13 protein-coding genes and 1 pseudogene are annotated in these 23,468 nt (G+C 63.5%); 9 read left to right on the forward strand and 5 right to left on the reverse strand.

Features of this window, described 5'->3' with window-relative positions; translation table 11 throughout:
* Positions 1-488 precede the first annotated feature (488 nt).
* Together Q1X76_RS06670 and Q1X76_RS06675 are read left to right on the forward strand one after the other, a co-directional pair.
* The gene (locus Q1X76_RS06670; RefSeq protein ID WP_300718846.1) at positions 489-1,061 is read left to right on the forward strand and encodes a flavin reductase family protein; all 573 of its coding nucleotides are present in this window, start codon (positions 489-491) and stop codon (positions 1,059-1,061) included.
* Between the two features lie 64 nt (positions 1,062-1,125).
* Complete coding sequence (locus Q1X76_RS06675) at positions 1,126-2,238, forward strand: DUF362 domain-containing protein (protein ID WP_300718847.1); 1,113 nt, start codon at positions 1,126-1,128, stop codon at positions 2,236-2,238.
* A 680-nt stretch (positions 2,239-2,918) separates the two neighbouring features.
* Here the strand turns inward: Q1X76_RS06675 and Q1X76_RS06680 are convergent.
* Positions 2,919-3,731, reverse strand: coding sequence for a MinD/ParA family protein (locus tag Q1X76_RS06680; RefSeq protein ID WP_300718848.1), 813 nt, complete (start codon positions 3,729-3,731; stop codon positions 2,919-2,921).
* Positions 3,732-4,027: 296 nt separating this feature from the next.
* The gene (locus Q1X76_RS06685) at positions 4,028-4,630 is read right to left on the reverse strand and encodes a helix-turn-helix transcriptional regulator (RefSeq protein ID WP_300718849.1); all 603 of its coding nucleotides are present in this window, start codon (positions 4,628-4,630) and stop codon (positions 4,028-4,030) included.
* A gap of 330 nt (positions 4,631-4,960) precedes the next feature.
* Between Q1X76_RS06685 and Q1X76_RS06690 the strand changes: the two genes are divergently transcribed.
* The 4 genes from Q1X76_RS06690 (at position 4,961) to Q1X76_RS06705 (ending at position 14,478) form a co-directional block, all read left to right on the forward strand.
* Entirely contained in the window at positions 4,961-10,840 is a 5,880-nt protein-coding gene (locus tag Q1X76_RS06690; RefSeq protein ID WP_300718850.1) for a hypothetical protein, read from the forward strand.
* Between the two features lie 423 nt (positions 10,841-11,263).
* Positions 11,264-11,827: an OmpH family outer membrane protein gene (locus Q1X76_RS06695; protein ID WP_300718851.1), complete on the forward strand. Its 564-nt coding sequence runs from the start codon at positions 11,264-11,266 to the stop codon at positions 11,825-11,827.
* Positions 11,828-11,976: 149 nt separating this feature from the next.
* Positions 11,977-12,297, forward strand: a complete 321-nt coding sequence (locus Q1X76_RS06700) for a DUF3467 domain-containing protein (protein WP_300718852.1) — start codon at positions 11,977-11,979, stop codon at positions 12,295-12,297.
* 642 nt (positions 12,298-12,939) lie between these two features.
* Positions 12,940-14,478: a Na+/H+ antiporter NhaC family protein gene (locus Q1X76_RS06705; RefSeq protein WP_300718853.1), complete on the forward strand. Its 1,539-nt coding sequence runs from the start codon at positions 12,940-12,942 to the stop codon at positions 14,476-14,478.
* 158 nt (positions 14,479-14,636) lie between these two features.
* Here the strand turns inward: Q1X76_RS06705 and Q1X76_RS06710 are convergent, their stop codons facing one another.
* From Q1X76_RS06710 to Q1X76_RS06720, 3 genes are all read right to left on the reverse strand, one after another.
* A complete protein-coding gene (locus Q1X76_RS06710) occupies positions 14,637-16,052 on the reverse strand; it encodes a sigma 54-interacting transcriptional regulator (RefSeq protein ID WP_300718854.1) in 1,416 nt (471 codons plus the stop codon).
* 92 nt (positions 16,053-16,144) lie between these two features.
* The gene (locus Q1X76_RS06715) at positions 16,145-17,086 is read right to left on the reverse strand and encodes a glycyl-radical enzyme activating protein (protein ID WP_300718855.1); all 942 of its coding nucleotides are present in this window, start codon (positions 17,084-17,086) and stop codon (positions 16,145-16,147) included.
* 129 nt (positions 17,087-17,215) lie between these two features.
* Positions 17,216-19,711: a glycyl radical protein gene (locus tag Q1X76_RS06720; RefSeq protein ID WP_300718856.1), complete on the reverse strand. Its 2,496-nt coding sequence runs from the start codon at positions 19,709-19,711 to the stop codon at positions 17,216-17,218.
* A gap of 503 nt (positions 19,712-20,214) precedes the next feature.
* Here Q1X76_RS06720 and Q1X76_RS06725 point away from each other — a divergent pair.
* The 3 genes and pseudogenes from Q1X76_RS06725 to Q1X76_RS06735 form a co-directional block, all read left to right on the forward strand.
* Positions 20,215-21,213, forward strand: coding sequence for a TRAP transporter substrate-binding protein (locus Q1X76_RS06725; protein WP_300718857.1), 999 nt, complete (start codon positions 20,215-20,217; stop codon positions 21,211-21,213).
* A gap of 75 nt (positions 21,214-21,288) precedes the next feature.
* Positions 21,289-23,145 carry a TRAP transporter large permease subunit gene (locus tag Q1X76_RS06730; RefSeq protein ID WP_300718858.1) on the forward strand — a complete coding sequence of 619 codons (1,857 nt, stop codon included), beginning with the start codon at positions 21,289-21,291 and terminating at the stop codon, positions 23,143-23,145.
* A gap of 70 nt (positions 23,146-23,215) precedes the next feature.
* A pseudogene (locus Q1X76_RS06735) lies at positions 23,216-23,468 on the forward strand (amidohydrolase); the annotation flags it as partial.

Here is a 23,468-nt window from a genome sequence, read left to right on the forward strand (position 1 = left end):
GCTTCCTCCGTCGCAACGGGCACGGCCTCCGGCCGCCATCCGGTCGCGCCTTGCTGTCGATGCCCGTAGCTTCCTCCGTCGCAACGGGCACGGCCTCCGCCGCCATCCGGTCGCGCGTTGCTGTCGATGCCCGCAGCTTCCTCCGTCGCAACGGGCACGGCCTCCGGCCGCCATCCGGTCGCGCTCTGCTGCCCTGGCCCCGGGACGCCATGCCCCGCCGGAGCGATATCACGCTGCCGGAGCAGGGGCGCCGCGCCTTGCCGCTCCGCCATGCGGACCGGCGCAGCTTTTCTGCCCCCGTCTTTTCCGGCATCCGGCCTGACCGCCTGTCCTGCCCCCTGTGCCGGATCCGGCCCGGCAGGCGATACGGATAGCATCTTTTTATATAAACGTGCTACCGACGGCATGTTGCGGCAGCCCGCGCGCAATGCTATATGTTTTTATTCACACGCCGTTGCGCGGCCATCCCGCAGACAGGAGGTCCTGCCATGAAAAAAGCTCTCGGTCCCGTCACGCTGGCCTATCCCATGCCCGCCTTTCTCGTGGCCGCCTATGACGAAGACGGCAAGGCCAACATCATGACCGCCGCCTGGGGCGGCATCTGCTGTTCCAATCCGCCCTGCATCGCCGTTTCCGTACGGCCCGAACGCTGGACGCACAAGGCCATCGCGGCCCGCAAGGCCTTCACGGTCTGCGTGCCTTCGGCGGCCCAGGCGGCCATGGTGGACTTCGCCGGCATGGTCTCCGGCGCCAAAGAAGACAAATTCTCCGTCACCGGCCTGACCGCCGTGCACAGCGGCGTGGTGGACGCCCCCTATGTGGACGAATGCCCGCTGGTGCTGGAATGCGAGCTGCAGGCCACGCTGGAGCTGGGCAGCCATACCCAGTTCGTGGGCCGCATCCTCAATGTGGGCATCGAGACCGACTGCCTCAACGAACACGGCCAGCCCGACATGTACCGCATCGACCCGCTGCTCTATGACGGCGGCCAGAAGCAGTACTGCCGCGTGGGCGAGCCCCTGGGCAAGGCCTTTTCCCTGGGCCGCCAATACGGCCTGTAAACGCTGACCCTCCGCCGCCGGTCCCCCCTGCGGCGGCATCCAACCCGCTGGAGAACAGACAACAATGAGCGCTTCCAAAGTCTATTTCACCGACATGCGCTGCCCCGTGGGCAGCGGCCTTCTGGACAAGCTGAAAAAGCTGATCGAAAAGGCCGGCATCGACAGCATCGACATGGACAGCAAGTTCGTGGCCATCAAGATCCACTTCGGTGAGCCGGGCAACCTTTCCTTCCTGCGGCCCAACTTCGCCAAGGTGGTGGCCGACAAGGTGACCTCCCTGGGCGGCCGCCCCTTCCTGACCGACTGCAACACCCTCTATGTGGGCCGCCGCAAGCACGCCCTGGAGCATCTGGCCGCCGCGCAGGAAAACGGCTTTTCGCCCCTGAGCACCGGCTGCCAGATCATCATCGCCGACGGCCTCAAGGGCACGGACGAGCTGGAAGTGCCGCTGGAAGGCTGCGACCATTTCCAGAGCGCCTTCATCGGCCGCGCCATCATGGATGCCGACATCTTCATCAGCCTGACCCACTTCAAGGGCCACGAGCTGACCGGCTTCGGCGGGGCCATCAAGAACATCGGCATGGGCTGCGGCAGCCGCGCGGGCAAGATGGCCATGCACAGCATCGGCAAGCCCAGCATCGACCCGGAAAAATGCCGCGGCTGCAAGACCTGTACGCAGTACTGCGCCCAGTCGGCCATCAGCATCGGCGAGGACCACAAGGCCAGCATCGACCATGAACTCTGCGCCGGTTGCGGCCGCTGCATCGGCGTGTGCAACTTCGACGCCATCAGCAATGCTTTCGACGCCGAAAGCACCATCCTCAACGAGCGCATGGCCGAATACACCAAGGCCGTCATCCAGGGCCGCCCGCACTTCCATGTGAGCATCGTCAACCAGGTCTCGCCCTACTGCGACTGCCATGCCGAGAACGACGCCGCCGTGGTGCCCGATATCGGCATGTTCGCCAGCTTCGACCCCGTGGCCCTGGACCATGCCTGCATCGACGCGGTCAACGCCGCCCCGGTCATCGGCACCAGCGTGCTGGGCCAGTGCAAGCACGAGCACAACGACCACTTCACCGACATCCATCCCCAGACCAACTGGCGCAGCCAGATCGAGCATGCCCGGAAGATCGGCATCGGCAATGCGGATTACGAGCTGGTGACCATCAAGTAGCGCATCCCGCTCCCCTGCCCCGAAAAGCGAAGACGGCGTCCGGCGACGCCGTCTTTTTTGTTGCCGGCCGACATGGCAAAAGGGCCGCGCTGCGCCCGCCCAGGACGGCACACGCGTCCGGGCAGGATGCGCCGGGGAGGGAGGACGTACGGACAGCGGAGCCGCACCGCTGCCCGTGTCCGGGGCCTTGTGCGGCGAACGTCCGAAGGCGGCGCGCAGGCCGGCGCCCGGCGGCGCAGGAAGGTTACGGAAGGCGACGACCCGATGCCGCACAGGGACAGAGAGGGACGGCATGGCCGGCCGTACGACGCCGGGACGTTGCGGGCGGCGATGACGCAATGCGGCAAGGGGACGGGATAGAGGGAGGACGGTCACAGGACGGCCCGCAGGCCGGCGTCCGGTGCCGGCACAGGGACCGGGCAGCGGCGGCAGGGATGCGGAAGGGCGCAGCGGACGGGCCGGCAGCCGCAGGAAGGCGCCCGGGACGGCACACAAGATTCGGGACATCGAGGATGCGGCACGGGGCCGGGAAAACGGAAGACCGGACACACCCCGGCCATGCAGGAGCCTGAGGGCAGCGGCGGCAGGGATGCGGAAGGGGACGGGCCGGCGGCCGCAGGACGGCGCGCAGGAGCATCACGGCGGCCCGGCCTCCTCTCCGGCGGCCGTATCCGCCCCCTCTAGCGATAGAGCAACTTTTTCCAGAAGAACTTGATATTGCCGTCGGCGCTGGGCGCGGGCTCCCAGCGCAGGACGTTCCCGGCCAGATTTTCCAGCCCGCGGCAGACCGGGCTTTCCGGCAGGCAGCGGCAGAAAGGCTGCTGGCGCACCACGGCCTCATGCACGGCGGGATCGCGCGGCAGCACGCCGGCCAGGTCCAGGGACACGCCGCCCAGGAAATGGTCGCAGACATCCGTCAGGCGTACGAACATCTCACGGGCGACCTGCATGTCCTGCGCCATGTTGACGCAGATCTGGAAGCGGTCCACGCCGTGCTGCGTCTTCAGGACCTTGATCAGGGCATAGGCGTCGGTCAGGGAGGTGGGCTCCGGCGTCAGGACCAGCAGCCGCTCCTGGGCCGCCATGTTGAAATACAGCACGCTGTCGTTGATGCCCGCGCCCGTGTCCACGATGAGGAAATCCAGCTCGTCCTCCAGCTCGTCCATGGCGTCCAGCAGTTCCAGCTTCTGCCCGGGATTGAGCGCCAGCATCTCGCTGACGCCGGACGAGGCCGGCAGGATGGAAAAACCGCAGTCCGTGGGCAGCAGGATGTCGCGCAGGCGGGCCCCTTCGTGAAAGAGGTGAAAGAGGTTCTTTTCGGGATGCAGGCCCAGCAGCACGTCCACATTGGCCAGGCCCAGGTCGGCATCCAGCAGCAGCACCCTTTTGCCGCGCGCCGCCAGAGTCAGGGCCAGATTGACCGAGATATTGGTCTTGCCCACGCCGCCCTTGCCGGAGGTCACGGAAAACACAAGAGGGTAACTGCTGTTCATGTCGGCTCCCCGATCAGTCAGGATTGTGGCAACTTCGTCCCCGGACGGCAGCCGGGCCGGGCCCGCCACCATGCGGACGGCAGGCCGGGGACGCGCCGCCGTGCGGCATCACGGCAGCCCCGGAGCGGCCCGTACAGGGGCCCGGCGTCATGCCCTTCCGGCAAGACCACGCGCACGGCGCGGGACAGGAGCGGCGGCGCGCATCCCCATGCCGGACCATCCGGCATATGGCGGCGGACCGCCGGACCATGTTCCCCTATACACGGCGGGCCGGGCCGGGGCAAGCCCGCGCGTCCTCACTCCCCGGGATAGGCCTTGCGGCTTTCCTGCAGGCCGTGCGGCCTCTGCCCGCAGGCCCGCGGGGCCGGGCCGTTCCTGACGGCCGCCACGGCCTCGTCCGTTTCCTTGCGCTCCAGCACCTGCTCCAGACGGGCGAGGCGTGTCCCGAGATCGGCATTCTTCTGCCACAGCAGGCGGTTCTCCCGGTTCAGGTCCCGCCGCTCCTCCTCCAGCTGCTCCAGACGTTCCTGCAGCCAGCGGCAGTGCTCCCGCAAGGCGGTATCGGGAAAGGCATCCACCTGTCCGGCAGACGATCCGTCCTGCAAGGCCATTTTTCCGTCCATGGCGTTTTTACCGCCATCGCTGCCCGGCAGGCGGATACCGCTGCCGAAGCCGTCCGCCGCAAGGCCTTCCGCGGACATGCCGCCCACGCCGGACATCAACCATTCAACACGTATTTTGCATTGTTTGCATATCGTTAGAATAACATCCACGTTGGGGCAGTTCTCGCCGCGCTCATAACCGCCGAGAGCGCCCTTGCTGATGCCCAAAAGCCCGGCAAAGGCCTCCTGGGACATCTTTCCCCGTACATGACGGATGCGTTCTCCAAGTTTCTGCATACGATCTCATCCTTGCCCTCCCAAAAAAGGACGATAAATCAACCCATAATATAAAAATATATCCCAAAAATCATTTTTTTGTTTACTTGGCTGTTTTTATGTCCTAAGATTGAGATGTGGGCGATATTTTGTTCCGCTACATTTTTGCCTCAGGAGCATCATAGCCGCCCACTTTTGCGAGTGCAATGCCGTCCATGGGGGAATATGTTCGGCAAGGTATTGTACTAATTACTGTTATTACAATACGCCCGTCTCGCGCCCCTTTGTTCGGCCTGGCCTGTGGACTTGACGCCCATTGTTGGCAGGACGTCGCAACTTCGGGAGATATGTATGCAACTGACCAAGGGAGCTATCGGTAACCTGATAAACCGCTACAGGGCGGTACTGAAAAAATGCCATCTGATGAACGTCTTCGGCTCGCTGGCCGTGGCCGGCATGCTGGTCATGGGCGGCGCGGCGGCCGCTGGCGCGGCCAATCTGGCACTGGAAGGGCAAGACAATTATGACAGCGCGGAACACCCTCAGGTCAATAACCTGATGGGGGGCTGGCTGTATCAAGGTGTTGCGAGCGCGGAAGACCGCGAGCCGGTCAATGGCGACATCAGCCTCACCGTCGAGGGCGGAACCATCAGCGAGATCATCGGCGGCAGCTATGTGCGCGGTGAAAACGCAGCCATTGATAAGGTCACGCTGGGCGATATCAGCACCACCATCAGCGGAGAGGCTACCTCGTCCCAGTTCGTGGTGGGCGGCAGCAAGATCGCCAATGACGCGAACGCTGCTCTGACCACCGGCAAAACAACGCTGACCATCGAAAACGGCACCTTCGGGAGCGCAGAGACGACTGGCTACGAACTGGTCATGGGCGGCAACTACGTCAAGACCGGTACGAATACCAGCAATACGGCTACCACGAAAGGTTCCAGCGTCGTCGTCAATGACGGTACCTTCCATGCCTCCGTGGTGGGCGGCAGTGTTGCCCACAACTACAGCGGCACGGGGAAGAGCAATGTCGCCGACAACGGCGATACTTCCGTGACCATCGACGGCGGCACTTTCTCCCCGTCCAACAGCGCCACCAGCGTCACCGGCGGCATCAACCTCAAGGCCGCCATCATCGGTGGCGGTCTGGCCTACGGCGCCAACACGACCACCGTGCTGGGTTCCAAGGACGCCACTGTCACCAGCAGCGTGACCATTTCTGGCGAAAGCACTGTCACCAGCGGCAAAGTCGTGGCCGGCAGCGTGGTGGCCAATGGCGGCTATGCCGCCATCGTTCACGGTGACACGCTTCTGAGCATGGACGGCGGCACGGTCAATGACGACCTGGTGGGCGGCGGCATGGTGCAGGACGCCGGAGAGCTGTCCACGGAAGAAGGTCAGCCCGACCACAACCTCATCGTCACCGGTGATGCTGCAGTCACGGTTGCCGGCGGTGCAGCCACTGGCGAGATCGTCGGCGGCAACTATGTGCGCGGTGACGGTAGCGCTCGTGTGGCCAACTCTCTGGTAACCATCACTGGCGGAAAGTTTGCTGCGGCTGATGTCACCCAGAACAAGGCCCAATACGTCATCGGCGGCAACAAGTCCATGGCTTATGCGGGCGATACCGCAACGACGCTGGTGGAAGGCGACAGTGGCGTTTTCGTGAACGGTGATGTGACCATCACTGACGGCGCCGTGGTGGGCGGCAGCATGGCCAAGGCCCAGGGCACGGGTCATGCGACCGCGACGGTCGAGGGCAACAGCGGCGTGCAGGTCGACAAGGGCGAGCTGGCCGGTGTGGTCGGCGGCGGTCTGGCCGAGACCTACTACAGCCATGCGGACGGCCTCGCCTCATCTCAGGTGGGTGGCTTCGATGTGGAGGGCACCTCCTTCGTGGCCATCAATGGCGGCAGCATCAATGGCATCGCCTATGGCGCTGTTGAAGCCAACGCCGGCACATCTTCCGCTGCCGTTGTGGGCGGCGGCATGGCCAATGGTGCTGGAGCATCCGCCACGGTGGACAATACGAATGTGAGCATCACCGGTGGCACGATCGACGGCAAGGTCGTTGCCGGTGGTCTGGCGACCAACGGCGGTACCACCACGGTTGGAGAAAGCACCCTGCTGACCATGACCGGTGGTAAGGTCTCGGGCGACCTCGTCGGCGGCAACCTCCTTGAAAAGAACGGTAAAGAGGGCAGCCTCATTACCAGCACCACGGTGAACGTGGAGGGCGGCACGGTAGCCGGCGAAATCTACGGCGGTTCCTATGTGCGCAATACCACTGCCACGTCTGCAGTCGAAAATGCGACGGTGAACATCAGCGGCGGCACCATCGGCGCCACAGAACCGCAGGGCTGGGCGCAGTACGTCGTGGCTGGCGGCAAGGCCATGAGCAACGCTACGGAGGCTGAATCCAAGGTCCTGGAGAACGCTACGGTGAACATCAGCGGTGGTGACATCACGCGTGGCGCCGTGGTGGGCGGCGGTTTTGCCCGTGCCCAGGGAAGCAGAGGTTCTGCTACGGCCAATGTGGCGAACTCCGTTGTCAACCTCACCGGCGGCAGCCTGACGGGCGTCGTGGGCGGCGGTCTGGCTGAAAACCTGGGTACTGCGAGCAGCTCTGCGACGGCCACTGCCAATGTGACCACCGCCAGCCTGACCATCAGCGGCGACGTCACGGTCAACGGCATCATCTACAAGGCCAATGATGGCAAGGAAACGACCTCTTCCGTGGCCGTCATCGGCGGCGGTCTGGCCTACAGCAAGAATGGCTCGAAAGCTACCGCCTCTGTGGAAACCGCCAATACTATCGTCATCAATGGCGGTACCATCAATGGTGATGTCTATGCCGGTGGCATGGCTGATGGAAAAAACGCCTCTGCCACTGTTTGGACGACCAACCTGATCATCAAGGACGGTACGTTTAACGGGGACATCCACGCCGGTGGTCTGAGCCTCAATGACGGCACGGTCACCAGCCATGGTCCCAGCGCTGTGATCTTCGATGGTTATGATGGCTTCAAGGGCACTGTGGATGGTACGCTTTCCATTCCCGATGGCGCCGGTGACACCCCTCCCACCTCCACTCTGGTCTTCAAAAATTATAACAGCACCTTTGAGGGTATTGCCACAAAATTCGACAAGCTGAACGTGTCCGACGGCTCCACCCTGGAGCTGGCTACCCTGTCCACAGGAACTGTCGTCGAGGGGAGTACGGGCATCTTCAATGATGGCGCTCTGACGCTTGCCAGTGCGGGTAATGTGAAGGCCGCTGCCGTTGACGTGGTGACCAACAACGGTCTCAGCGTTGAAGGCGGCACCCTGACCGTCACCGACTCGCTGAAGAGTAGCGAGGATGGGGACGGTACAAAGGGCATCAATGTCAGCGGCAACGGTGTGCTCAGTGCGGCCAACGATTTGCTGGTGAAGAACGACGAGAGCATCACCCTCGCTGACGGTCTGAGCAAGCTCTACCTGGAAAACGGTGGCACGCTCGCTGTGACCGGTCTTGGCAGCATTTCCACTGCCGATATGCAGACCTACCACAGCGTCCTGGTGACCGAGAATAGCACCGGCCTCATCAAGTACGAAGGTGCTGCCATCGAAGTCTCTGAGGATGACAAGACTGCATCCGGCAACCTGCAGGGGTCCGTTGCTGAAAGTACCGGTGCACTGCTGGACGGCGCGACCGTGGAATACACCGGCGAGAACCTCACCAGCCAAACCACCGTCGCGGGCGGTTACGGCGCTGATGCCATCGTCATCACCAATGCTGATGAGGGCGCTCATACGGTCACTGTCACGAACGACCTGACCCTGACGGGGGATGGCAACGGTACCCTGATCAACGTAACAAATGAGAATGCCACTCTCGACACCGTCACTGTCAGCGATGGCAAGACCCTCAACCTGGGCAATGCGGCGGCCGAGATCAACAACGGTACGCTGGAGGCCACAGTGGAGCTGGGGGATAATTCCACCCTCAATGCCGCCGCGGGCGACTATGCTGTCGAGAAAGTAACAGCAGGTCAGAATGGTCAGGGTACGGTCAATGCGACCGCCGGCGTCAACCTGGAGATAGGCCAGATCGGTGAAGAGGGAAAGGCTGTCGCAGCCGTGACCGCCGACGGCGGCAACCTGGCGGCTGAAGATATCCATACCCAGTCTACCAACGTGACCAACGGCGGTAGCCTTACCGCCACGAATCTGACCTCTGAAAAGGAGGTCAGCATCGATGACGGCCAAGCCACTATCAATACGATCAATGCCAACGACGATGTCTCCATCACCAATGGCGCCACGGTAACTATCGATACGATGAACCTGGCGGCTAACAAAGATCTCACTATTGGTACCGCGGACGATACCAAGGGGAACCTGGCGGTATCCATCAACACGCTGAATACTGAAGGTGGGGGCGCCCTTGTCTTTGACCCTGACTGGAATGTTGCCTCCAACACATATGCCACAGCTGAAATGAATTATGAAGCCGCTACAGGCTACAATGTATTGAACAACAATATGCTTGTCGGCCGTAACAATTATGTGGCTTATGGTACCGCCAATACAGCCTGGTTGCCTTCTGTTGTCCAAAACCAGCTGGGTACCGGCCTGAGCAGGGATGGTATCGGCTCTGCGCTTGGTCTGTACCGCCCGCTGAAAATCGCTACTGGCTACGGTCTGGAAGTCAACAGCACCATGAACTACGATGGGGTAATGGCAGGATATACTGCTAACACCGCCAACTTCGCTGCCAATAGCCTGCTGGTGATCAATGGAGCCGATGCCGGCATCGCTGCCGGTAACGCCGCCATCGCCTTTGAAACTCCCGGCACCCTCAATGTGGCCGACGGCGCCAAACTGCTGATCACGGATGCCGTGGTCGGGCAGAACTACACCATCGTGGGGAATGTCGCCATCGCGACTGTTGACGGCTGGAAGAACAATGTGCTGGAATCCACCACGGACATGATCTCGCTGGGGGATGCCACCTATAATGACGTGACCGACACTGTCACCACCATCGCCCAGCGCAACGACGCCCACACTGTCTTCCCCGGCCTGAGCCATGAGCTGGCCAATGGGGTCAATACGCTGTACGGTCGGGGGCTCAACGACGTGGACGCCAACGACATGGGCGTGCGCTTCCTGAGCCGCGCCACGGACAACCGCTTCCTGGGCGCGGACAAGCAGGCCGCGGCCAGCACCATCGAAAGCGCGGCCCGCATGGCCTTTGCCGGCGCCGTGCCGCAGATGACCAGGATGGCCTCCGACGCGGCCACCAACGCCGTGGTCAACCGTCTGGGCTTCGCCAACCCCGTTGACGGCGCGCAGGCCATGAACGCCGAAGGCAAGATCGTGGACCGCCGCACCACGGGCTTCGCCCTGTGGATCGCGCCCCTGTGGCAGAACATGCACGGCTGGGGCATGGAGGCCGGCGATCTGGATTACGGCTTCAACGGCAACCTGGGCGGCGTCTCGCTGGGCGCCGATTACACCTTCGAGAACGCCATCCGCGCCGGTATCACCTTCAACATCGGCGGCGGCTATGCCGAATCCAGCGGCGGCGACCTCAACAGCACCGAAAACCGCATGACCTTCTGGGGCCTGGGCGCCTACGCCGGCTGGAACTACCAGAACTTCGGCCTCATGGCCGACGTCTCCTACACCAGCACCTGGAACGACCTGTCCCAGGATATGGACGGCCGCATGGGCATGGGCGACCTGGAAGCCGACGTGCAGGCCACGGCCATCTCCGCCGGCCTGCGTGCCGAATACAAGCTGGAGACCAGCGCCCTGGACATCATCCCGCACATCGGCGTGCGCTACATGAGCCTCAACACCTGGGGCTATGACGTGGACACCCACGGCGGCACGGTGCTGGAAGGCGACGGCTTCCATCAGGACATCTGGACCTTCCCCATCGGCGTGACGTTCAGCAAGGAGATCACCATGGACAGCGGCTGGTTCTTCAAGCCCAGCGTGGACTTCAGCGTGATCCCGGCCGCCGGCGACATCAAGGCCAAGGAAGACGTGCGCTTCACCGGCCTGCCCGGCTCCTATGAAGTGGAGACCCAGATGATGGATTACCTCACCTGGCAGGGCGGCGTCGGCATCCAGCTGGGCAACGACAACCTGAGCTTCGGTGTCAACTACACCCTGCAGGCCGGCCAGAACACCACCGGCCACGGTGTGTTCGGCAACTTCCGCTACGAGTTCTAAACCGCCAACCCCGAGGAGGCGGCCGGAGAGAGTCCCGGCCGCCGCCTCCCGCAAGCCGGTCTTCCTGCCTTCCGGGAGACCGGCTTTGTTCTGGCGGCCTGACGGCCGTGGCCCACGGCGGCGGGACGGAGCGCACGCTCCCGCCGTCCGCGAGGCCGGGACGCTCCCGTGCCCGCGGCCAGTCCGCCCCGCAACGGCCGGCCCTGCAGCTCTGTCTGTATGGACGTCGGTCCCTGTGGCGCGCTATGCTGGCTTCGGACAGGCCCGCACGCTCCCGCCGCCCGCAAGGAGGCCCTCCCCGTACCCGCGGCCAGTCCGCCAGTACCGGCCGCCGTCCGATGTTCCGGGCCAGGCCTCCTGCCGATGCATCGGCCCGGGGCTCCGGCCCGACACCCACCCCCAACCAGACCGAGGAACCATCCCATGCCCCGTCTTTCCCGCTTCCTGCCCTGCCTTGTCCTGCTCCTGTCCCTGCCCCTGTCCGGCTGCCTGAACACCGGCCCGGATCTGGTCTGCGTGGATGTGGAACGCGTCCTGAGCCAGTCCAAAGCCGCGCAGCAGGCCAACGAGCATCTGGGCAAGGTCCAGACCATTTTGCAAAACGGTCTGGCCGCCTATCAGGAGGAATTGAAGAAAAGCCCTGAAGAGAAGCGCCAGCAGGAACTGCGGCAGGGCCTGGCCGTGCTGCAGCGCCAGCTGGCCCTGGAACAGGCCGCGGCCCGCGAGGTGGTCAGCAAGCACATGCTGGCCCAGATCGAGGCCTGGCGCGCCGACAAGGGCGACGTGGCCGTCATGGCCCGCCAGAACCTGCTGGCCGCTCCCGCCGGTCTGGACATCACCGACGAGATCATCCGCCGCATGGATGCCGGCAGCGTCACCTTTGCCGACCTGCCCCGCGTCAGCATCCGCACCCAGGCCGACACGCCGGAAGAAAAGGCCCCGGCCGAGAAAAAGGCGCCTGCCGCCAAAAAGAGCGAGAAAAAATAACTCCCCGTACCGGGAGGCCGCGACAGCCCCCGGAGCCCGCACGGTGCGCCGCACGACGGCAAGAGCGGCAGGGCCCCCGTCCGCCGCACCCGGCGCATGACCGGCGCGCCACCGTCCCGATCCGCAACACCAGCCACAAGGAGCAAACCATGCCCGCCCTGAAAAAGACCCCCGCCAACAGCCCCGCCCCGGAACAGCAGGCCGATGCGCCGCAGCTGCGCGTGGCCATGCTGCCCGCCCCCGCCCTGGAGACCATCTATGCCAATGCCTTCCAGACCACCTTCGCCCGCGGCGAGATCCTGCTCACGGCCTGCGTGAGCCGCCAGGAAAACGATGCCCAGGGCCCGGTGCTGGCCGTGCAGCCGCAAAAAGCCATCGGCATGAGCCCTGAAAGCGCCAAGCGCCTGGCCGCCGCCCTGGCCCAGGCCGTGCAGCAGTACGAGGCCCGCTTCGGCGAGATCGCCCTCTAGGCTCAGGACGACATTTTGTTTTGAGGGGGAAGGGACCCCTTTGCCTTGCTGTCGATGCCCGTAGCTTCCTGCGTCGCAACGGGCACGGCCTCCGGCCGCCATCCGGTCGCGCCTTGCTGTCGATGCCCGCAGCTTCCTGCGTCGCAACGGGCACGGCCTCCGGCCGCCATTCGGGTCACTGCTTGCGGCAAACGGGGAGCTCCCCCCAAAACTCCCATCTTCCCCAAAACCAGCCAATTTCTATGGACAAATGCGGGACGCATGGCGCAGACAGGCGGCACGCGGATCTTCCCGCCAGCCCCGTTTCCCGCCTTTCCCGTCCGTCCGGCGTGCCCCTTCCTGTCTGCGCGGCTGACCGTTTCCCGGCCGCGCCCTGCCCGGGCCGTTCTTGTGCGACAGCCGCGCGTCCCCTCACCGCCCTGCGCCCCTGCCCGCGCGGCTGCTCCATGCCGGACGGCCGTCCCGGGGGAGGGGCCGCCGGCCACGATCCGTGTACGCGTTTTTTATTGCTGCGCCACGGCGCGCATGCTACACTTCCGCGAACGCAGTCCAGCGCGACCGGGAAGATTGCGCTCCGGCGGGGGATGCCGGGCCGTGCGTGCGGCGCTGCGCCTTCCAGACCTTCAAGACAGGAGCATGTTCATGGATCCGTTTGACGCGGGTTGGCTTTCCCTGTTGCCGCCCATCATCGCCATCACCCTGGCCCTGATCACCAAGGAAGTCATCTCCTCCCTCTTCCTCGGCATTCTCAGCGGCACCGTCATCTATTGCCTGGGCATGGGCACGGGCGACATGATCATCAAGCCCGTGGAGATCGCCTTCACCACCATGGTGAACAAGGTCGATTTCAACATCATCATCTTCTGTACCCTGCTGGGCGCCCTGGTGTTCACCATCTCGCGCGCCGGCGGCACACGGGCCTACGGCAACTGGGCCACCAAGCGCATCAAGAGCAAGCGCGTGGCCATGCTCTCCACCGGCGGTCTGGGGGCCTTCATCTTCATCGACGACTATTTCAACTGCCTCACCGTGGGCACGGTCATGCGCCCGGTGACGGACCGCTACAAGATCTCCCGCGCCAAGCTGGCCTACATCATCGACGCCACCGCCGCCCCCATCTGCATCATCGCGCCCATCTCCAGCTGGGCCGCCGCCGTGGGCAGCAACCTGAAAGCCACCGGCGCCTTCGAGAGCGATTTCGCCGCCTTCGTGGCCACCATCCCCTACAACTTCTACGCCCTGTTCTCCCTCATCATGGTGATCATGGTCTGCCTGGTGGACTTCGACTTCGGCCCCATGCGCAAGTCCGAACTACGCGCCCGGCAGGGCGAGCTGGGCAACGTGGATGCCGAACAGGCCGAGATGGGCGCCAGCGCCAGGGGCCACCTGATGGACATGCTCGTGCCCATCGGCAGCCTGATCGTCTTCGCCGTGCTGGCCCTGCTCTACAGCGGCGGCTACTGGGGCACGGATCCCGCCTACCACACCCTGGCGGGCGCCTTCGGCAACTGCAGCGCTTCCAAGGCCCTGGTCTGGGCCTCCTTCGGCGCGCTGACCGTGGCCTTCTTCATGTTCGTGCCGCGCGGCCTCATGAGCCTCAAGGCCTTCATGGACTGCGCCGGTGAAGGCATGAAGGCCATGATGCCCGCCAACACCATCCTGGTGCTGGCCTGGGCCATCAGCGGCGTCTGCCGCGACCTTTTGCAGACCCCGCTCTTCGTCAAGACCCTGGTGGCCGACGGCGGCATCTCCGGCGGTCTGCTGCCCGCCATCATCTTCGTGGTGGCCGGTTTCCTGAGCTTCTCCACCGGCACCGCCTGGGGCACCTTCGGCATCCTGATCCCCATCGTGGTGCCCGTGGCCCAGGCCGTGGATCCCAACCTGGTGCTGATCTGCCTCTCCGCCACCCTGGCCGGCAGCGTCTTCGGCGACCACTGCTCGCCCATCTCCGACACCACCATCCTGTCCAGCGCCGGCGCGGGCTGCGCCCATCTGGAACATGTCTCCACACAGATGCTCTATGCCTGTGTGGTGGCGGCCAGCAGCGTGGTGGGCTATGTGGTCTCCGGCTTCCTGCACGGCAGCCTGCTGCCCGGTTTCGCCTCGGGCCTGGTCTTCATGATCGTGACCATGCTGGTGCTGCGCCAGCGCAGCAAGAGCAGGGAAGCCGCCGGGGCCTAGGGCTCCCGCACCCCTGTCCGAACGATGAAAAAGGCGCTTCCCCAAGGGAAGCGCCTTTTTTCGTCCCCATCCTCCGCCCTGCCCGCGGGACGGGCTCGCGGACGGGGCGGACGGGCGGGCCCTCGGCAGGCGCGGGGACGGCGTCCCGCGGGAGGGCGTCAGTCCCTGTCCTCCGGGCGGCTCTCGTCCGCCGCCTGCTGGCGGCCGCCCTGCAGCTTGCGGAAGATGGTGCTGCGATTGACCTGGAACAGCTCGGAGACACGGCGCACCGAGCCGTGCACCTCGATGGCGCGACGCAAAAAATCCCGCTCCATGTCGGCCATGATCTCGCGCAGGGGCCGCGCCTGCATGAGCACGGCGTCCAGATGTCCGCCGTCGGCATCGCGCAGGCCGCTGATGTTGGAAGGCAGGTCGCGGGGCGAGATGCGCGGGCCCTGGCGGGTGATGACCAGGCTGTGGACCAGGTTCTGCAATTCGCGCACATTGCCCGGCCAGCGGTACTGGGCCAGCATGTCCAGGGTGATGTCCATGAAGGCCAGCTTCTTGTGGTACTTGGTGGTGTACTGGCGCAGGAAGAGCTCGGCCAGCACGCGCACGTCCTCGGGCCGTTCCCTGAGGGGCGGGATGCGCACCGTGCCCACGTTGAGGCGGTAATACAGGTCGCGGCGGAAGGTGCCGGCCTCCACGCATTCCTCCAGGTCGCGGTTGGTGGCGGCGATGATGCGCACGTCCACCTTGCGGGGCTGGGAGCTGCCCACGCGCACGATCTCGTTGTCCTGCAGCACGCGCAGCAGGCGGGTCTGCATGGACAGGGGCAGCTCGCCCACCTCGTCCAGGAAGATGGTGCTGCCGTCGGCGATCTCGAAATAGCCCGGCTTGCCCTTGCTGGAAGCCCCGGTGAAGGCCCCGGGCACATAACCGAAGATCTCCGATTCCGTCAGGGTCTCGGAGATGCCGCCGCAGTCCACCTTGAGCAGGATCTTGTCCTTGCGGCGGCTCCAGCGGTGGGTCAGGCGGGCGAACACGTCCTTGCCCACGCCGGTCTCGCCCATGATGAGCACCGTGGCGTCGGTGCCGGCGTAGCGCTTGAGCTCCACGGCCACCGACTGCATGGCGCTGCTGGCGAACACGGGCTCCAGGTCACGTCCCTGGGACTGGGCCACGAAGGCCAGCTTGTCGTTAATCTCCTTGATGAGCCTGCGCTGCTCGCCGGTCTGCTCGTTGAGCTCGGCCAGGCGGGTCTCGTCGCGCACGAAGGTCACCACCAGGCAGACCCGGCCGCGTTCGTCGAAAACGGGCGCGCCCGAGATGACGACGTTCTTGCCGTCCTTGAGCTTTTGCATGTAGGTGGCGGGCTTGCCGGTACGCACCACCTCCGGGTTCAGCGCCAGGTCGAAAAAGCCTTCGCTGACCAGGTCGCGCACGTTCTTGCCCCGCAGGTCCCTGGCCGGCACTCCCACCAGATCGGCATACATCTGGTTGACATAGAGGGTGGTGCCCATGGCGTCGGAGATGAAGACGCCGTCAGAAATGGTATCGAGGATGGACGTGAAGAACTTGTGCCAGTTGACCATATCCGCTCCTTTGGCAAGGCATGGGGGACCAAAAAAAGGGCCCGCCCAAAAGGCGGACCCTTCCTCTTGGGCGGTTCCCGATCCCCGAAAGGCTAACGGGGGATGACGACGCGATCCCCCAGCGTGGCGACGGCGATCTTCTGCAGGGCGGCAAATTTTTTGTCGTCCAGGGTCACCTCGCCCATGGGAGGCGTGCGGTCCAGGAAGATGTACTTCTGCGTGCCCAGGCGATGATAGGGCAGCATCTCGTACTTCACATGTTCGAACGGCTTGAGGAAATCGCAGATGGCCTTGATGTCCGGGCCGTGATCGTTGAAGCCCGGGATGACGGGCGTGCGGGCAGTGATGGGCAGCTCGGGGAACTCCGTCACCAGGGCCCGGAAATTCTTCAGGATGAGGTCATTGGGCATGCCGGTGTGCTTTTTGTGCACCTCGGGATCCATGTGCTTGATGTCGAACAGCACATAATTCAGGTACTGGGCCGCCTCGAGCACCACCTCGGTGGGCACCAGGCCGCAGGTCTCGATGCAGGTCTTCACGCGGCGCTCGCGGGCCAGGCGCAGCAGGTTCAGGGCGAACTCGCTCTGCAGCAGGGGCTCGCCGCCGGAGATGGTCATGCCGCCGCCGGAGCGAGCATAAAACATAGCATCTTCCTGTGCAACCTTGAGGGCCTCGGTCACGGTATAGGGCTTGCCGTAGACGATGATGCCCTGGGCAGGACAGGCTTCGGCGCAGGGCATGTCCGTGCAGCCCGCGCACTTGCTGCGGTCGATGGCCACGAAGCCGTCCTCGCGGCGGGACAGGGCCCCGTTGGGACAGGCCTTGAAGCAGCGGGTGCATTTGTCCGTGCCCAGGCAGCGGCCCTGGTTGTAGGCCAGTTCCGGCTCGCGGTGCTGGGACTCGGGATTGCTGCACCAGCGGCAGCGCAGGCCGCAGCCCTTGGTGAAGACGATGGTCCGGATGCCGGGACCATCGTGCACGGAATATTTCTGGATATTGAAAACGAGGCCGCGCGCTTTGTTGTTTTCGATCACGGGTCACCGCCGGATGGATTGAAGGTTGCTGGGAGTGCGAAAAACGCCAAGGCCTCCGGCCTCCCTACAGGGCAGCCGGAGGCGGTGGGGACGGCGGCGGCACGGGGCCGCCGCCGCTGGCGGACGGAACTAGATGGTCTCGTGTTCGGTACGGGCGATGAGGTCGTTCTGCAGGTCGGGGGACAGGTCCACGAAGTAGGCGCTGTAACCGGCGATGCGCACGATCAGGTTGCGGTACTTCTGGGGATCCTTCTGGGCGGCCAGCAGGGTGCTCTTGTTCACCACGTTGAACTGCACATGCCACAGCTTCAGGTCGCAGAAGGTGCGGATGAAGGACACGAGCTTTTCGGTGCCCTGTTCGCCTTCCACGCACTTGGGCGTGAACTTGATGTTCAGCATGCGGGCGAAGCGGTCGCGCATGCCCATGTTCTTGGTGTTGTAGTTGGACAGCAGCACGGCGGTGGGACCGTTGACGTCGGCGCCGTGGGAGGCGGAGGAACCGTCGGACAGCGGGAACCAGTCCACGCGGCCGTTGGGAGTGGCGGACACCACCTTGCCGAAGGGCACATGGGAGGTGAAGGGCACATAGCGCACGTTGTAGAACATGCCCAGGTCCTTCTGGCTGTACTTGGCGGCGAATTCCACGGACAGGCGGTCGATCTCGTGACCGATGCTGTCGGCGTAGGGATCGTTGTTGCCGTAGCAGGGAGCGGACTTCAGCAGGGCCTTGACGTCTTCGTAACCTTCGAAGTTGGCGTCGATGGCCTTGATGACTTCGTCCATGGTCAGCTTCTTGTCTTCAAAGACCAGCTTCTTGATGGCGGACAGGGAGTCCACCACGGTGCCCAGGCCCATGTATTCGAAGTAACCGAAGTCGATGCCTTCGGGGATGTGGGTCTGGTGCAGGTCGATGCAGTGCTTCATGCACAGGTCGTGCATGGCGGAGCCCATGGGCTGGGCGAAGTGCTGGGCACGCAGGTTGTTGACGATGTACTGCTGGGTGAAGGCCGTGCGCAGGAACAGCAGGTGCTGCTTCACATAGGCGTTCCAGAATTCGTCCCAGGTCTTGAAGTTGCGGGGATCGCCGGTCTCTTCGCCCAGCACGATGTCGCCGTACTTCTTCATGCGGCCGTTGCGCAGCACCATTTCCACGGCAGCGGCGAAGTTGATGTAGGCGCCGCCGGAGGTGAAGGTGTCGCGGTTGGGCATGCGGGCTTCGGTGCAGCCGGACACGGCGTAGTCCAGGGCTTCCTCAAAGGTCGCGCCCTTGGCCACATACAGGGGCACCACTTCTTCGTCGTTGATCAGTTTGGGGAAACCGGAACCGTCCTTGATGGTCTCGGCCACGTCCCACAGATAGCTTTCGGGCGAACGGCTGTGGATACGGGCGGCCAGGTCGGGGTAGTGCAGCGGGAATTCGCGCTTGGACTTCAGGATCAGGTGGGTCAGTTCATTGGTGGCGTCGCGGCCGTCGGGGGTCTGGCCGCCCACGGTCACGGCTTCCCAGTGGGCATAACCTTCGTTGAAGGCGCCGCCGCAGGGGGAGATGTACATGTCGATGAATTCGGCCATGCCCACCCACATGCATTCCAGCAGTTCAATGGCCTTCTTGTTGTCCAGGCTGCCGTTCTCGATGTCCTGCTGGTAGTAGGGATAGAGGTACTGGTCCATGCGGCCGTTGGAGATGGTGGTGCCGGTCTTCTGTTCGATACGGGAGAACATCTGCACGAACCACTGGCTCTGGCAGGCTTCCCAGAAGTCGCGGGCGGGTTCGCCGGGCACACGCTCGGCATTGGCGGCCATGCGCAGCAGTTCGGCCTTGCGCACGGGATCGTCGGTCTTTTCGGCCACCTTGCGGGCTTCTTCGGCATGGCGCTTGGCCCAGAGCACGATGGCGTCGCACACGATCACCACGGCATCCAGGAAGGGCTTCTTCTCGCACATGTCCTTGGCGCTGGCGGGATCGAGGGCGGCCAGTTTTTCCTGGGCTTCGCGCTTGATGTCGTTGAAGCCGCGTTTGAGGATCTTGCCGTAGTCATGCACCCACTGGATGGAGGAACGGAAAGAGGAGGTCTCGTTGACGATGAAGCGGGAGATCAGGCCCTTGGGATCGTCGTAGGTCAGCTTGTGGATCTCGGGAGGCAGAGCGGCGGCCAGGGCTTCGTGATAGGTCTTGCCCTTCCAGTAAGGGGCGATCTCCTCGATGACGCGCTTGGCGTCTTCAGCGGTGATGGTGGCCGGAGAGGTGGCGCGGGTGGGCAGGTCTTTCACGGCCATGTCCAGGAAGTCGCCGTCCAGTTCGGGGTACAGGATGCCGTAGCGGCCGTCGCAGCCGGCGCGGCCCAGCAGCAGCTGGTCGTCCTGCACATAGACCGTGATGTTCTTGGCGATGTGCATCAGCGCCTTGGCCCAGCGCAGCACCAGGGGCTGGCCTTCGGTCTCCTGCATGGACTGGGTGAAGTACAGGGCGCGTTCGATGTCGATGCGGGGTTTCATGCCGTCGAAGCGTTCCAGCATCTTGAACACGCGCTCATGGGTGGCACGGAAACGGTCGACCTTGCCTTCCATCTTGTCGATCAGGCGCTGTTCCTGGGGGGATCTGCATTCGCAAACGGTCTGGGACATATCTGTTCTCCTCTTTGAAGGTGTTTGACACAGGTTCGCGACGAATCGCTTGCGAAATAAATAGCAACGTCCATGCCATTTCTGTAACACACTGTTTTAAAAAATAGTTTTTTTCAGCCCCTGTGCGCGTGCCCGCTCATGGTGCAATCTTGCACCTAAAAATTTTTTCACAGCCCTTTTTCGGACCGATGATGCCGGATTGCATCATCCACCCCCTGAAAAAAACGGCGCCTCGCGCCCATTTCCCGTTCCAAGCCATTGATTTTCGGCCTGTTCCACAAAAAGCACGCCCGGAATCCCCGCAAATGAAAAAAGATGCATTTTTGCACCAAAATTGTGATAACAGTTATCATAAAATCATCATAACCCCCTAAAAAAAATGACGCTTGTTGAAAAAAAAATTTTGCTCGTCTAGATTCGGAGGTGAAGAAGCATCGCGAAGTTTGAGAAATTATGCACAAGGTTTCCTGCCTTGTGTCACCATAAACCATGTGAGGTGTGGCATGCGTAAACTTACTGTTCTGGCTCTGGCTCTGGCCATGGTCCTCGACTTCAGCGTCGCCGCCAATGCGGAACGCCCCCTGGTCCTGCGTCTCGGTCATCCCATGGCTCCCGGCAACAACGTCACCGTGGGCTATGAAAAGTTCAAGCAGCTGGTGGAAGAAAAAAGCCATCGCAAGATCCGCATCCAGCTGTTCCCCAACTGTCAGCTGGGCAGCGACCGTGTAACCACCGAAGCCGCCCAGGCCGGCACGCTGGACCTCTCCTCCAGCTCCACCCCCAACCTGGCCAGCTTCTCCAAGGCCTACATGGCCATCGACCTGCCCTATGTGACCTCCCCGGCGCATCAGCAGGCCCTGTACAAGGCCCTGGACGAAGGCAAGCTGGGCGACGCCCTGCGTGAAGCCTCGCGCAAGATCGGCCTGGAGACCCTGATGTTCTCCGAATTCGGCTACCGCAACTTCGTGGCCGCCAGCACGCCGCTGACGGACGCCAAGTCCCTGATGAACCTCAAGGTGCGCACCACCGACTCCCCCGTGGAAGTGGCCGTGGCCACCGAGCTGGGCATGAACCCCGCCCCCATCGCCTGGGGCGAGACCTACACCGCCCTGCAGCAGGGCACCGTGGATGCCGAAGGCAACACCTTCTCCCTGCTCAATGACGCCAAGCACACCGAAGTGCTGAAGTACGCCGTCAATTCCGAACACAACTACTCCATGCACGTCCTGCTGATGAACAAGAAGAAGTGGGACAGCCTGACCCCCGAACAGCAGAAGATCCTGCGCGAAGCCGCCAAGGAAGCCAACGACTGGCAGCGCAAGGAAAGCGTGGTGCTGGAAGAAAAGGCCTGGCAGGCCTTCCGTGACCGCGGCATCAAGATCCACATGCTGACGGACGCCGAACGCGCCGAACTCAAGGCCAAGACCCGTCCCGCCTACGAAAAGTTCGCCAAGGAAGTCCCGGCCGACATCCTGCTGCTTCTGGAAGAGACCCAGAAGTAATCCCCGACCCATCCGGTCCCGCGCGCGGCCCCGGCCGCGCGCGGGGCTCCTTTTGCGCTTACACCGAGGTTCGTCATGAGTGAAAATGTGCAAGGCAAAAGCGGGCTGCTCCCCTGGCTCAACGAAAATTTTGAAAAAATTTTCATGGTGACGGGCCTGCTCGCCATCATCCTGTTCATCACCTGGCAGGTCATCTACCGCTATATCATCACCCAGTTCATCGAGCGCGCCGGCGCCGCCGTCTGGACGGAAGAACTTTCCCGTTACATCTTTATCTGGATCTCCTATCTGGCGCTTTCCGTCGCCATCAAGAAACGTTCGTCCATCCGCGTGGACATCATCTACGACAAGCTGCCGGAGCGCCTGCAGAACATCAGCTGGATCATCGTCGAGAGCCTTTTCCTGGTCCTGACCGGCGTCATCACCTATTTCGGCTGGGGCCAGATCGAACGCCTGCTGACCTTCCCCCAGCACACCACGGCTCTGCGCATCCCCTTCCTGATCCCCTATCTGATCCTGCCGCTGGGCTTCGGGCTCATGTGCCTGCGCCTCGTGCAGCGCATCTGGGGCCAGGTGCGCATCTGCGGCCCGCTGGACTCCCTGCTGGGCTTCATCATCGCCGCGGCCATCATCAGCCCCTGGTACCTGGTGGACTATCTCGATCCCCTGCCGGTGCTGTTCGGCTATTTCGCCCTGCTCTGCATCATAGGCGTGCCCATCGCCATCAGCCTGGGCCTGTCCACCCTGGCCACCATCATCTGCTCCCAGACCCTGCCCATCGAATACATGGCCCAGGTCTGCTTCACGTCCATCGACAGCTTCCCCATCATGGCCATCCCCTTCTTCATCGCGGCCGGGGAATACATGGGCGCGGGCGGCCTGAGCAAACGCCTGCTGCATCTGGCTGACGAGATCGTGGGCGGCCTGTACGGCGGCATCGGCCTGACCGCCGTGGTGACCTGCATGTTCTTCGGCGCCATTTCCGGTTCCGGCCCGGCCACCGTGGCCGCCATCGGCGCCCTGACCATCCCGGCCATGATCGAACGCGGCTACGACAAGTTCTTCGCCGCCGCCCTGGTGGCCGCCGCTGGCTGCGTGGGCGTCATGATCCCGCCCAGCAACCCCTTCGTGGTCTACGGCGTCTCGTCCCAGGTCTCCATCGGCGACCTGTTCATGGGCGGCATCATCCCCGGCATCATGACCGGCGCGGTACTCATGCTCTACTGCTACTTCTACGCCAAAAAGCGCGGCTGGCGCGGCGAGCAGAAGGAACGCAACTTGCGCACCCTGGGCAAGGCCTTCTGGGAAGCCAAATGGGCCCTGGTGGTGCCGGTCATCGTGCTGGGCGGCATCTACGGCGGCGTCATGACCCCCACCGAGGCCGCGGCCGTGGCCGCCTTCTACGGCCTCATCGTGGGCGTCTTCCTGTACCGCGAGATGGACTTCAAGACCGTCTGCTCGTCCTGCGTGACCTCGTGCGAGACCTCGTCCATCATCATCGTGCTCATGGCCATGGCCACCCTGTTCGGCAACATCATGACCATCGAGGACGTGCCCGGCACCATCGCCCGCTGGATGCTCGGCATCACCGAGAGCAAGATCCTCATCCTGCTGCTCATCAACGTGCTGCTGCTCATCGTGGGCGTGTTCATGGAGGCCCTGGCCGCCATCGTCATCCTGGCCCCCATCCTGCTGCCCGTGGTCACCGGCGTGGGCGTCTCGCCCCTGCACTTCGGCATCATCATGGTGGTCAACCTGGCCATCGGCTTCCTGACCCCGCCGGTGGGCGTCAACCTCTTCGTGGCCTCGGGCGTGGCCCAGGCCAAGATCGAAAAGATCTCCGTGGCCGTGCTGCCCATGATCGCCCTGATGCTCATCGTGCTGGCCATCATCACCTACTGCCCGTCCGTGCCGCTGATGCTGGTTCATTAACGGTACCCGCGAGATATACCGTCCGCGGCGGCTCCAAGGCCGCCGCGGACATCATCCAAGGAGTTTTTCCATGAAAGTCATCGACTTCCGCTTCCGGCCCAATACGCCGGAGATCATCAACGGCATCAAGAACAGCACCATGTTCAAGGCTGCCTGTGAAGTCATCGGCTTCGACCGGCGCAAGCCCCAGCCCCTGGACCGGATCGTGGCCGACCTCGACGACCTGGGCGTGGAACTGGGCGTCATCACCGGCCGCGACGCCGAGACCACCTACGGCTTCCCGGCCAACAACAACAGCGTGCTGGAATTCTGCCGCGCCTATC

This window comes from uncultured Desulfovibrio sp., from assembly GCF_949282365.1.
GTDB lineage: Bacteria > Desulfobacterota > Desulfovibrionia > Desulfovibrionales > Desulfovibrionaceae > Desulfovibrio.

Bases quoted from the DNA above. Each gene is read 5' to 3' on its own strand.
- Q1X76_RS06670 (WP_300718846.1), top strand. From the start codon at position 489: ATGAAAAAAGCTCTCGGTCCCGTCACGCTGGCCTATCCCATGCCCGCC.
- Q1X76_RS06675 (WP_300718847.1), top strand. From the start codon at position 1,126: ATGAGCGCTTCCAAAGTCTATTTCACCGACATGCGCTGCCCCGTGGGC.
- Q1X76_RS06680 (WP_300718848.1), bottom strand. From the start codon at position 3,731: ATGAACAGCAGTTACCCTCTTGTGTTTTCCGTGACCTCCGGCAAGGGC.
- Q1X76_RS06685 (WP_300718849.1), bottom strand. From the start codon at position 4,630: ATGCAGAAACTTGGAGAACGCATCCGTCATGTACGGGGAAAGATGTCC.
- Q1X76_RS06690 (WP_300718850.1), top strand. From the start codon at position 4,961: ATGCAACTGACCAAGGGAGCTATCGGTAACCTGATAAACCGCTACAGG.
- Q1X76_RS06695 (WP_300718851.1), top strand. From the start codon at position 11,264: ATGCCCCGTCTTTCCCGCTTCCTGCCCTGCCTTGTCCTGCTCCTGTCC.
- Q1X76_RS06700 (WP_300718852.1), top strand. From the start codon at position 11,977: ATGCCCGCCCTGAAAAAGACCCCCGCCAACAGCCCCGCCCCGGAACAG.
- Q1X76_RS06705 (WP_300718853.1), top strand. From the start codon at position 12,940: ATGGATCCGTTTGACGCGGGTTGGCTTTCCCTGTTGCCGCCCATCATC.
- Q1X76_RS06710 (WP_300718854.1), bottom strand. From the start codon at position 16,052: ATGGTCAACTGGCACAAGTTCTTCACGTCCATCCTCGATACCATTTCT.
- Q1X76_RS06720 (WP_300718856.1), bottom strand. From the start codon at position 19,711: ATGTCCCAGACCGTTTGCGAATGCAGATCCCCCCAGGAACAGCGCCTG.
- Q1X76_RS06725 (WP_300718857.1), top strand. From the start codon at position 20,215: ATGCGTAAACTTACTGTTCTGGCTCTGGCTCTGGCCATGGTCCTCGAC.
- Q1X76_RS06730 (WP_300718858.1), top strand. From the start codon at position 21,289: ATGAGTGAAAATGTGCAAGGCAAAAGCGGGCTGCTCCCCTGGCTCAAC.